The following is a 12,559-nucleotide window of genomic DNA, read 5'->3' as shown; positions in this document are numbered from 1 at the left end:
AAAAAAATAATAAATATTGTGTAACCAGCTTGATTTTCATTAGAAATTTAGTATTTGTTAAGTCAATTGAAAAAAATATCGCCATTATTGTAACAAAAATTACGATGATTATCTTATTTTCTAAGAATTTATAGAGTACAAAATCATACTTTGCATATTATTTGAGAATTATATGAATGAAAAGAGTCATTTCTATGCCGACGGAAATCCATTGTATAAATTGGCACATCACCTTGTTTAAAGGATAGATTGCCGCCGGCATGGAAATGACAGAATATAGGCATTAAGCAACAGTACTGTTGCTTAATGAAATCTAACAACTCAAAATAGCTTATACAGATGGAACTGAAGACTTTTGAGCTTCTTCGTCTTCTTCATGCTCAGAAGTAGCTGACGTTGGCTTTTTACTACCCCACCAATTTCCAACATATCCCGATATAGTACCAGTAATAGAAGATTTTTGAGATTTAGGTTTTAGAGCCTCAAGTTCTTCATGACGTTTTATTACACATGCATCCAGTGCTTCACTACGACAAGTTTTGATCATTTCTTGTATTAATGGCAAAACGGAACTCAAATTGAAGCCTGTAATTTCTGAAAACAGGTGTTTTTCCCTAATGGCTTCTTTAGTGATACTTCTATTAGAGCTCTCTGGACGCTCAATTGTCATGTGACGAATGAACCTATTGGCAGCAGTAATAAATACTTCGATATCTTCATAACTTTCCGCATTGGCATGAAGTATTTTTGTTAAACCAGTATGTATAATGGAGCCGCTAAGTTCATTATTACTTAGAGGGGCTTTGCTGTATTCGATTGCTATTTGGCCGCGAACAATGTACATCGCACCAGCAAGAATAGCTATTTTCTCAAGTGATGCAAGGTTTTGTTCGGGAATATTATCGAGTTGCTCTGCAAGGGTGTGTAAAAATTGCAATTGTGCGGCTCGGTCTTGGTTTTTTTTCTCTAACTTAGAAAAATTAGCAACATTTTTATCTGAAAATTCTTCAAGAATTAACTTATGGAGAGCTTCCTTCATTTCTGGCCAGGATTTGAATGGCTCTAAAATCGAGGCATCAATTGTTTTTACTACTTGGAAGGTATTGGCATCTATTTTGCTTTTTCCATCGGCAGTTAATTTGGCCAGAGCATTTTTTTCTGCTCTTTCTTCCTGTAGGAAACTTAATTTAACAAAATCAGATAATTCTTTTAATGAAAGTTTTTGTAAGAAATGTTCTTGTTTTAGTCCTTTACGAGAGTCGTTATCAACGTAAATGAAGCTTAAGAGTTTGTTTAGCTCTTTATAGAAAATGATGTATTGGTTGGGTAAAGGGAGATTTGAATCAGTAATTCCCATTCCATCCATTAATCGAGTATACAATAAGCTGTTTTCTTTTCTTTCCATATAGCCGAGTTTGTTCTCAATATCTCGACATATCAGTAACATGGCCCCATAAAACACTGTTGCATAAGGTTTTAGTGATTTTGGTTGGGGTTGATGTTGAGACAATCGATCTTCCAGTTTTGTTAGAACAGATTGTAGAAATTGAATCTCCTCTTTCCTGGGACTAGGAAGCTCTTCAATTTTCTTTTTATCTTCACGTTGAAGAATGATGTCAACGGTGTCATTAAAATGTTTTTTTAAATCTTCAAATTCCCTTAAAACAAACGTCATGTTAGTCTCCAAAAATCCAAACAAGATTAACGTAAGAAATACTTACATTGGCCAGTGTAAACTAAACTTAAGCTGACGTCATGTATTTTCATTATACAATTTAAAAATATATAATAAGTGTTTTGGTTGTAGCCGGATTTAAGTTGCGAGTAAAAATAGAGGTATATTTTGAGTTTTAAAGCAGATAAGCAAGTTCAGCAACAATTTTTTACTTATGCTTCGTTGGTATTAATTTTTTTACTAATATGCCGATTAATTGCAAATTATTTCATCCCCTTGTTTGATACGACAGAAGCTCGCTATGGTGAAATCGCACGTAAAATGCTGGAAACAGGCAATTGGGTGACATTGCAGCAGGATTATGGTATTCCATTTTGGGCTAAACCTCCATTATCCACCTGGTTGTCTGCTTTTTTTATGCATCTTTTAGGGGTGAATGAATTTGCGGCAAGATTGCCAGGGCTTTTATTATCTATCGGTATTTTATGGTTGGTTTGGGGATTAGCAAAAAAACACAGCGGCTCAATGGTAGCTCTTTTCTCCTTATTAGTACTTGCTGGAACGCTTTATTTCTTTATTGATGCCGGTACGGTAATGACAGATCCTGCATTAATTTTTTGTACTACTCTGGCCAGCGTGTCTTTTTGGCACGCCATGGTTTATGACAATAAACTCTGGTCTTATATATTTTTTATAGGATTAGGATTAGGGCTATTAGCGAAAGGACCTATTGCGGTTATGTTCGTAGGAATGACTGTATTTTTTTGGGTTTTATTACGTAACGAGTGGGCTAATTTATGGCGAAGGTTGCCCTGGATTAAAGGGACAATACTGGTTTTGGCAATAGCAGCGCCTTGGTATATTTTGGCTGAAATAAGGACGCCGGGATTTTTAAATTATTTTATTCTTGGAGAACATTTGCAACGATTCCTAACGCCGGGATGGACTGGTGACAAATATGGAATAGCGCATCATGCACCGAAAGGGATGATATGGTTATATGCAATAGCGGGTGTTTTTCCATGGAATATCGTCGCAGGTCGATGGTTTCTTAAACATGGGAAGAGGCTACCAGCTTTATGCCAAGATGAAGACGGGTGGCTAAGTTATTTGCTTCTATGGGCGATAGTTCCTCTGTTTTTCTTTACTTTCGCCAGCAATATTATATACCCCTATGTATTTCCTGCTTTACCGGCTTTTGCCTTGCTTTTTTCAGAAATTTGGCATCGTTCTAATGAGAAATTGGATAATCTGAATTGGGTATTAATATCTTCATTATTATGTGGAGTTTTGTTTTTAGCAGGGGCTTTTATCCTCAAGGTAAAGCCAGAAATTGTTCCTAATACTCAAAAACCGATCATCAGTACTTGGTTTAAACAGCATCCGGCTTCTGGGAGTAACCTTATTTATTGGGATTATAAAACTGACTTCTCCGCTGAGTTTTACTCTAAAGGGAAAGTAAAATCTGTTAAAAATATAGAGGGATTATGTCAATTACTTTCTAATCATTTGGAAAATTATTTGGTTATTGATAGCAATGAGACAGGGCAAATACCCAAGAACTTGTTTGAAAAATTCACACCAGTGAAAACCTTTCGGGTTCATTCAAAGACTATGTTATTGCTTCACAGTCCAGTGTTGGCTTGTTGATTATAGTTTTTCAAATGGAGAGGCTGTGGTCGAAGGTGAATAACTTTTAACGGCCTTAATGAACCTTACATAGCCACTTGCCGGTCGCATTATATAATATAAAAGATGAAGCAAGGGCGGTATTCCCGCGAAATAAATTGTTCAATAAAGATACCAATGCTCTTTGAATTTTGTTATAATTTGCCGCAATTTTTTAAGCCTTTATTAAAGGAGAGAAAGTGTCACATTCTGTCGCAGTAGAATCGAGAACTTTTGTTCCTCGTGGTGATTTTATGGCTTGGATTGTTTGCCTTTCTGCGGGTTTCTTCTTTTTATATGAATTTTTTCAACTCAATATTTTTGATGTCATTAATCAGTCACTTCGGGTGGATTTTAATATAGATGCTACCCAGTTAAGCTGGATGTCTAGTACTTATCTATGGGCTGATATCCTTTTTCTTTTACCTGCCGGCCTTATTCTGGATAGATTTTCAACCCGTAAAGTCATTCTGACCGCCATGCTTGTTTGCGTTATTGGAACAGTAGGTTTTGCAATGGCAGGTTCATTTTTTCTCGCATCGTTTTTTCATTTTCTCTCAGGAATAGGTAATGCTTTTTGTTTCTTATCCTGTGTTGTTTTAGTGTCTCATTGGTTTCCTCCACGAAGACAAGCGCTTGTAATTGGCTCATTAGTCACCATGGCTTTTATAGGTGGTATGATGGCGCATACTCCGTTTGCTTATTTAAATGATATGTTTGGTTGGCGACGTGCTCTACTAATTGATGGAGCAGTTGGAGCTATTTTATTACTCTGGATTTATTTCACTGTGCAAGATAAACCCAAAGATTCCACAATACACAAGTTAACAAATCAAGGACCGGTATTGGCCAGTTTTATAAAAGCGTTATCCAATTCTCAAAATTGGTTGGCTGGTTTATATACGTCTCTTTTGAATTTACCCATTATGGTTTTGTGTGCACTATGGGGGGCCAGTTATCTAAAAGTTGCTCACCATTTACCCGATATTGCAGCAAGCAATGTGGTCAGCCTGATTTTCATGGGGAGTATTGTTGGTTGCCCGTTAGTAGGTTGGTTATCGGATACTCAGGGACGGCGTAAACCTTTAATGATTTTTGGTGCGATAGCTACTTTAATTACTATAATTCCTCTCTTTATGAACGTGGTCCTTACTCAGACGACTCTAAGTATCATTTTCTTTGCTCTAGGGTTATTCACTAGCACTCAAGTTATTTCTTATCCATTGGTTGCAGAAAGTAATCAGTCAGAAAATACTGGCGCTGCGACTGGAATTGCTTCAGTCATTATTATGGGGGGTGGTGGAGTGGCCCAAGTATTATTTGGTTGGCTCATGACGCATCATGCTGGTACCCATGTGACTGAATACGTTGTTGCGGATTTTCAATTTGCTATGTGGATGTTTCCTGTTGCCGCGATCGCCGCATTAATTGCCGTATTAATGGCTCGTGAGACCTATTGCAAACGATAAAATAGAGGAGAAATAATGCAGGTAGTGGATGAGTTGAAGGGATATGATGTTAGGACTTCATTAATGCCGTGGGTGGTATGTTTTGCAGCCACCATGTTTTTCTTTTATGAGTTTATTCAAGGGAACATGTTTGCCTCTATAGCCGCTAATATTATGCAGGATTTTCACATTGAGGCTGATAGAATGGCCTACTTATCCAGTATCTATTATCTGGCGAATGTTATTTTTTTATTTATTGCGGGCATGGTTTTAGATAGGTTCTCAATTAAAAATACGATCTTAATTGCCATGTTCCTCTGCGTGATGAGTACTTTTATTTTATCTTCTTCTGATTCTTTTTATATGGCCTTGTTTTGCAGGTTTATTACTGGGATAGGAAGTGCATTTTGCTTTTTGGGTCCAGTTCGGTTGGCGTCTCATTGGTTTCCTCCAAAGCGTATGGCTTTAGTGACAGGTGTTATTGTTACGATTGCAATGACAGGCGGTATGTTGGCGCAATACCCTTTGACTAAATTGGTTTTATCTGTTGGCTGGCGTCAAGCAGTTCAGGATGTAGGTATCCTGGGTTTGATAATGTTGGTTTTCATGCTTTTTGGGATTAAAGAAAGACCACCAATTGCAGTAAAGAAAGAAGGGAAACCTATTGATGTATTTGTGGCGGCTAAAAAAGCTTATTTAAATTCCCAAAATTTGCGAGCTGCTTTATACACGAGCTTAATGAATATGGCCATTGCAGTTTTTGGCGCCATGATGGGAACTTTATATCTGGAACAGAGATTAGGTATTAGCCCTGATCAGGCGGCAATGATCAATGGTATGTTATTTTTCGGTGCTATTGTAGGTTCGCCTTTAATGGGGTGGATATCCGATAAGTCAGGATTGCGTGTACTGCCTATGAAAGGAGGTGTTCTCGCCTCGTTACTTACTTTGTTAGGTGTACTTTATCTGCCTGTTTCTATCACAATGATGTCCGTCTTGTTTTTCTTATTAGGATTATTTACTTCAGCTCAAGTAATAAGCTATGCTCTAGTTGCGGAAAGTAGCCCACCAATGATGACTGCGACCGCTGTAAGTGTGGTTTCTATATTAACTCAGGGTGGATATCTTATTTATCAAAATCTATTTAGTGCTTTATTGACAAACTATGGTGGTGTTCGTTTGATTAATGGTGTGCCTGTGTATTTATTAGAAGCTTATCAGCACGCAGCAATTATTTTACCTGCAGGGTTATTAATAGCGTTTCTTTTGCTGTTCGGATTAAAAGAAACCCGTTGCCAACAAATAGAGTACAACGCGTGATTGGAAGAGTTTGCATATTAGTAATGGATTCCTTTGGCATAGGGGCTAGCCTTGATGCTGAACGCTATGGGGATGCGGGAGCTAACACATTAGTTCATATTTATGAAACCTGTGAGCGAGGTGAATGCGATGTGAGTGGCGTTCGTCAAGGTCCTTTAATGCTTCCCAACCTTGCGAAGCGTGGACTGTACCATGCTGCTTTAGCAAGTTCAGGTTTATCTTTTATCGATTTGTCCACTTTAGCCATGCCTTCTGGATATTATGGCTATGCTGTGGAGCAAAGTTTAGGTAAGGATACCCCCAGTGGTCATTGGGAAATGGCTGGAGTTCCAGTTACCTTTGAATGGGGTTATTTCCCAGACAAACCTTACTGCTTTCCCCCGGAACTCATTTCAGAATTCATTAAACAATGTGATTTACCAGGAGTTTTAGGAGAAAAACACGCTTCAGGAACTGTCATCATAGAGGAATTGGGTGAGGAACATATTCGTACTGGGAAACCCATAGTATATACCTCCGCTGATAGCGTATTTCAAATCGCAGCTCATGAAGAAGTTTTCGGTTTGAATCGTTTGTATGAAATATGCAAAATTGCTCGAAATTTGGTAGATAAGTACCAAATTGGTCGAGTAATTGCCCGTCCGTTTGTAGGTCATACTGGCTCGTTTAGAAGAACGGGCAATAGAAAAGATTACGCCACACCACCTCCAGAAAAAACGTTACTTGATTTTCTTAAGGAATCTGGTCGGGAAGTGATTGCAATTGGAAAAATTGCAGATATTTTCGCACATCAAGGACTCACTCAAACTATTAAAGCAGACGGAAATATGGCTTTATTTGATGCTACTTTATCAACAATGAAAGCGGCCCCTGATGGAAGTTTGATATTTACAAATTTTGTTGATTTTGATTCTTCTTATGGGCATAGACGTAATGTAGCTGGTTATGCGCAAGCATTAGAAGAATTTGATGCTCGCCTTCCTGAATTGGACGCTCTCTTACAGCCAAACGATATGGTAGTGATAGCAGCTGATCATGGATGTGATCCAACTTTTCCAGGCTCCGATCATACACGCGAACACATTCCAGTGCTGGCTTTTGGCCCCCGATTCAATAGCAAATTTATTGGACGCCGAGATTGCTTCGCAGATATAGGGCAAAGTATCGCGGAGCATTTGCAACTACCTGCTCCGTTGTCTCATGGGGTTTCATTTGTATAAATAATAGTTAAGTAAATTGATATCCGCTCCCTCACGGTCTCGGTTCGGTTTTGATAATAATCTGAGCTGCGACCGTGAGGGAGCGGGATGTGAAATAGAATTAACGCTCAAGAGTACTCATTTTTTACCTAATCCCCATTGATTTTTTATTTATCATCCCCATTTACACAGTTTCAATGTGATTTGAGGATTTTATTTTGGAACAATTTCACGGGACAACAATACTTTCGGTTCGACGTGGTGATCAGGTCGTGATAGGTGGTGATGGGCAGGTTACCCTAGGCAATACGGTGATGAAAGGTAATGCTCGTAAAGTTCGCAGATTATATAAAGATAAAGTGATTGCCGGCTTTGCGGGTGGTACAGCAGATGCGTTTACTCTATTTGAACGATTTGAAGCAAAATTGGAAATGCATCAAGGTCATTTGATTAGATCGGCTGTTGAGTTAGCTAAAGATTGGCGCACCGATCGAATCCTTCGACGATTAGAAGCGGTTCTTGCTGTTGCTGATAGTAAAGCTTCGTTAATTATCACAGGAAATGGTGACGTTATTGAACCAGAAGAAAGCTTAATTGCCATCGGTTCCGGTGGCCCCTTTGCTCAAGCAGCAGCCCGAGCACTTATGGAAAATACAAAATTATCTGCTAAAGAGATAGTCCAGAAGGCGTTAACAATCGCTGGCGACATTTGTATTTATACTAATAACCATTTAACCATAGAAGAATTAAACAATGAAAACAGATGACATGGTAATGACCCCTCGTGAGATTGTTCAAGAATTAGATAAGCATATTATTGGTCAAGATGATGCAAAACGTGCTGTAGCTATTGCATTACGTAATCGCTGGCGCCGCATGAAAATTAAAGATCCCGTGTTGCGCAGTGAAATCATGCCTAAGAATATTTTAATGATAGGTCCTACTGGCGTTGGTAAAACCGAGATTGCTCGACGTTTGGCCAAATTAGCCAGAGCTCCATTCATTAAAGTAGAAGCAACTAAATTTACAGAAGTAGGTTATGTCGGCCGCGATGTGGATTCTATTATTCGTGATTTAACAGATATTGCAGTCAAGCAAGAGCGCGAATTTGCTATGAAAAAAGTGGAGCATTTGGCAGAAGATGCAGCAGAAGAGCGAGTACTAGATGTTTTACTTCCACCAGCCAGAGGCGTATTAACACCAAATGAAAAAGAGAGCACGGCTAGGCAGGTATTTCGTAAGCAACTGCGCGAGGGTTCTCTTAATGACAATGAGATAGAAATTGAAATTGCAGCCACCCCAGTTGGGATTGAAATCATGGCTCCACCTGGAATGGAAGAAATGACCAGTCAATTACAATCGATGTTTCAGCAAGTTGGTAGTTATAGAACAAAAACTCGCAAAATGACTGTTGCCAAAGCAATGAAAATATTACGAGAAGAAGAAGCCGCAAAATTGATCAATGAAGAAGACATCAAGATAAAAGCTATCGAAAGCGTAGAGCAAAATGGAATTGTCTTCATTGATGAATTGGACAAAATTGCCAAGCGCAACGAGAGTGGTGGAGGAGACGTTTCTCGCGAAGGCGTGCAACGGGATTTATTGCCTTTGGTTGAAGGAACAACTGTATCGACCAAATACGGTATGGTTAAATCTGATCATATTCTTTTCATAGCCTCCGGTGCTTTTCATGTTGCAAAACCTTCTGATTTAATTGCTGAATTGCAAGGTCGTTTACCAATCCGTGTGGAATTATCTGCTTTGTCAGTGGAAGATTTTGTAAGAATCTTGACTGAGCCAACGGCTTCTTTGACTTTACAATATTCTGCTTTGATGGAAACAGAAGGATTAACGCTGACCTTTGATGAAACTGGTATTAGGCGTATTGCAGAAGTAGCTTGGCAGGTGAATGAGCGAATGGAAAACATAGGAGCTCGACGCTTATATACGGTTATGGAGCGATTATTAGAAGTAGTTTCTTTTGAGGCAACCGATAAATCAGGTGAAGCTGTCCATGTGGATAAGGTCTATGTAGAAAAAAATCTAGGCCAATTGCTCATGGATGAGGATTTGGCACGTTATATTTTGTAATTTTAAAATACGGATACATCTGAGATTTAATAAGCTACTCTTGATGATGATTACCCATAATTGCCTTCTCCTGAAAAGTAGGAGAGGGCAAGAGTTGCTTTGACGAACTTGTTAAACAGCCTACGGCCTCAGTTTGTTCCTGAATCTTCTACACAATGGAAACCCAGTTCAGCTCTACACTTCGACGTTTCGCTGCTTGCCAGCAGGATCCAGAGTACTGCGAATACCTCACCACAATAAATGAGAAAATCCTGATTACCTTGTAGATTCAAAGTCATTTGGCTTTTTTATTTCTAAAATCGATCACTCATTAGGCGAACTTATTAAGAGACAATCCCCTCAGCTCCCTCTCCACCGCGCGTAGCGTGGGGGAGAGGGGGTATAAAAATATCTCGCGTAGTGAGTCATTAACCAGCACTGGTTTCTTTAAACAATTCTTCCAAATTAATATCCAGCGTTTTTTGCAAGTCTTCATTATGCTTTTTAAAGGCAGCTCTCCATTGTTCAGCTAATGACGCTTTAGAATATTGCAACTCCAGATGAGTAGGTAAGCGATAAGGTAGTAATTGAGTCAAATCATAAAGAGTGATATGGCTCAGGTCACGAGTTAGCATATAATGGCCATCTGCGGTGGCATGGATCAGTTCATAATAGATTAGAGCATTGATCATTTCATCGGCATCCACAGCAAAGGGTTGTTTGCTTGCATCGATTAGCTCATTAAAACTTAAACCTTTTCCATTCCGTTGTGCTAACCATAATTGATGTAACCAGAGCAAGGCATGAGAGAAACCATCAAGAGATTGACCACTGCGGCGTTGATGATGCACGGAAAGAGCATAACTGATTTCAGCACCCAATAAGGTAATAATCCATACCCAATAAACCCAGATGAAAAAGATAGGCACTATGGCAAATGCACCGTATAACAGTTCATAGGTATTATAGCGAATCAGATAATAAGCAAACGCCTGCTTTGCTGATTCGAACAGGATTGCAGCAAACAAGCCTCCCCAAAAGGCATGACGGATCTTAACGGGGCAATTAGGTACTACTACATATAAAAAAGTAAACCCAATCAGGGAAAGAAAAAATGGCGAATAGTTAAGAATGGCATAGGGAGTTTGATGATCTGCCAAAAAAGGGATTGAAAATAAGTAGGAGCTCGCTGCCAGACTCAAACCCAATAAAACCGGGGCTAAAGAGATGATTGCCCAATAGAGTAAAAAAGCAGAGATGCCATGCCGAGATGAATTGACTCTCCAGATTTTATTCATGGCTTTCTCAATAGTAAACATGACCAGAAGTGCGGTAAAAATTAAAAAAAGGACACCCCAGATAGAGAGTTTCGATACTTGAGAAGTAAATTGTTGCAAATAAATTTGTATCACTTTACCGGTAGTAGGTACAAAATTCTCAAAAATAAAATTTTGCACAGGTCTGCTAAACCTTTGAATACTGGAAATGAAGAAAATATTGCCAAGCTAACTGACATCAATGGCACAACTGCAAGTAAGCTGGTGAACGCCAATGCAGAGGCAATGTAAGCGCAATTGTCTTGAATAAAATGATGGATAACAAATCGAGCAAAACGATTGCAAATGTAGAGTTGCTCTTTTATTTTATCTTTCCAGTTCATGGATGATTTATATAATTTGTATTATACAACTATAACGTTTAATGCCTATTTTTGATAGCCCAGTATACAAAGAGATAAATTTAGCTCTAGTTCAAAATACCTCTGACTCTGAAGTAATTTTCAACTTCAACTATAATTTGAGGTGCGGTTATTACGGAGTGGTCAGATCAAACATGTCAAAACTGTTAAAATGAAAAAACCTATAAAAACAAGGCATAAGAAAGGGATAATTAAATCAATTTGATCCAAATATTTACGATTCTGTTACATTTAACCCCCCCCAATAGCCTAATCCCTGAACTATCATTAATATGAATAAGAGTCACTTTTAAGGATGGGACATGTTAATAGAATCTATTATCGGTATAGTCAGGGCCGTCAATGGATTGTTGGAAAAGGTAAATGCACAGGGAGAAGCAAAATTAGTAAAAGCAGGCGCCCAATTACAGGAAGGGGATATACTTACTTTGTTAAGTGGTGAAGCTTATATTCAATTTATTAAAGGATTTCCAGAAGCGCTTGCATTGGGTAAGCCGATCAAATTAGATGGCGTATCACCGATTTTGAAAGGCGGCCTGGAAGACATTAATGAAGAGCTTGTCAAAGAAGCCTTAGCAAAAGGTTTAGACCCTTCTTTAATACTCGATGTGCTGGGAGCACCTGCCGCTGGCCAAGCAGTTTTAGGTTCAGGTGGAGAAACATTTATTCTCGATCCCAGGTATCTTTCTGGAAACGTATCTTCTGGTTTTGAAACCCATCCTATTAATTTAATCAGTACTACTGAGAGCCAACAATTGTATTGGTTTGTTCCAGAAACTGAAGTCTCTGAGATCGATAAACCCAATGTTCGATTAGCAGAATCTATAAGTGGTATTGCTCAAGGAACTGTAATTGAACCAGGTAGCAGTAATCCTGGTGTCCCACAAACAAGTGGCAAATTAACAAGCACGTCAGAATTTATTGAAAAAACAGTAAGTGGTAATTTAGGAACATTTAAAATCGATAAAAATGGAAATTGGTCATATGCATTACATGATAATAGTGAGGTAGATAAACTCAAAGCAAATGAGACCTTCCTTAGAAGTTTTGAAGCCGCTACTGCAGATGGATCAACCTATAAAATTGATGTCACAATTAAAGGTACGAATGATGCTCCAACAGCAAGAGATGATATACAAGCAACTAACGAAGATATACCACTTTCAGGTAATGTTTTAACAAACGATTCAGATGTGGATAATGATAGAGCTTCATTAGCTGTTACTCAATTTATAGTAAATATAAATGGAGCTTTAAGAACTTATAATCCTGGAGAAAAGGCAATAATAACCGGTATTGGTGAATTAACAATAAACTCTGATGGAGCTTACACGTTTATACCCGAGCCTAATTATAATGGTGATGTCCCATTAATTACTTATACGGTAAGTGACGGGAATGATATAAGTACTGCAATACTTAGTATAAGAGTAATACCTGTTATTGATACCACGACCGTAACCTTAAGTTCAAATGCCCC

At 38.5% G+C, this 12,559-nt stretch carries 8 protein-coding genes and 1 pseudogene; 7 read left to right on the top strand and 2 right to left on the bottom strand.

Features of this window, described 5'->3' with window-relative positions; all coding sequences use genetic code 11:
- Positions 1 to 331 precede the first annotated feature (331 nt).
- Positions 332 to 1,675, bottom strand: a complete 1,344-nt coding sequence (locus OK13_RS12405) for a type IV secretion protein Dot (RefSeq protein ID WP_035891249.1) — start codon at positions 1,673 to 1,675, stop codon at positions 332 to 334.
- A gap of 168 nt (positions 1,676 to 1,843) precedes the next feature.
- Between OK13_RS12405 and OK13_RS12400 the strand changes: the two genes are divergently transcribed.
- The 6 genes from OK13_RS12400 (at position 1,844) to hslU (ending at position 9,401) form a co-directional block, all read left to right on the top strand.
- A complete protein-coding gene (locus OK13_RS12400; RefSeq protein WP_035891247.1) occupies positions 1,844 to 3,325 on the top strand; it encodes an ArnT family glycosyltransferase in 1,482 nt (493 codons plus the stop codon).
- A 218-nt stretch (positions 3,326 to 3,543) separates the two neighbouring features.
- Entirely contained in the window at positions 3,544 to 4,812 is a 1,269-nt protein-coding gene (locus OK13_RS12395; RefSeq protein ID WP_035891245.1) for an MFS transporter, read from the top strand.
- A 15-nt stretch (positions 4,813 to 4,827) separates the two neighbouring features.
- Entirely contained in the window at positions 4,828 to 6,111 is a 1,284-nt protein-coding gene (locus tag OK13_RS12390) for an MFS transporter (protein WP_035891244.1), read from the top strand.
- Complete coding sequence (locus OK13_RS12385; protein WP_035891240.1) at positions 6,108 to 7,331, top strand: phosphopentomutase; 1,224 nt, start codon at positions 6,108 to 6,110, stop codon at positions 7,329 to 7,331. Before OK13_RS12390 ends, OK13_RS12385 begins: the two co-directional genes overlap by 4 nt.
- A gap of 197 nt (positions 7,332 to 7,528) precedes the next feature.
- On the top strand, positions 7,529 to 8,077 hold the full coding sequence (hslV, locus tag OK13_RS12380) for an ATP-dependent protease subunit HslV (RefSeq protein ID WP_035891239.1): 549 nt from the start codon (positions 7,529 to 7,531) through the stop codon (positions 8,075 to 8,077).
- 1 nt (position 8,078) lies between these two features.
- Positions 8,079 to 9,401 carry an ATP-dependent protease ATPase subunit HslU gene (hslU, locus tag OK13_RS12375; RefSeq protein ID WP_173402504.1) on the top strand — a complete coding sequence of 441 codons (1,323 nt, stop codon included), beginning with the start codon at positions 8,079 to 8,081 and terminating at the stop codon, positions 9,399 to 9,401.
- Between the two features lie 407 nt (positions 9,402 to 9,808).
- Here hslU and OK13_RS12370 read toward each other — a convergent pair.
- Positions 9,809 to 11,040 (bottom strand): annotated as a pseudogene (locus OK13_RS12370) (YihY family inner membrane protein).
- A gap of 341 nt (positions 11,041 to 11,381) precedes the next feature.
- Here OK13_RS12370 and OK13_RS12365 point away from each other — a divergent pair.
- Positions 11,382 to 12,559: VCBS domain-containing protein (locus tag OK13_RS12365; RefSeq protein ID WP_035891238.1), on the top strand; the 1,178-nt coding region annotated here is incomplete at its 3' end.

The sequence above is a fragment of the Legionella norrlandica genome, from assembly GCF_000770585.1.
Lineage (GTDB): Bacteria > Pseudomonadota > Gammaproteobacteria > Legionellales > Legionellaceae > Legionella > Legionella norrlandica.
This window is presented reverse-complemented; position numbering and strand designations above follow the sequence as displayed.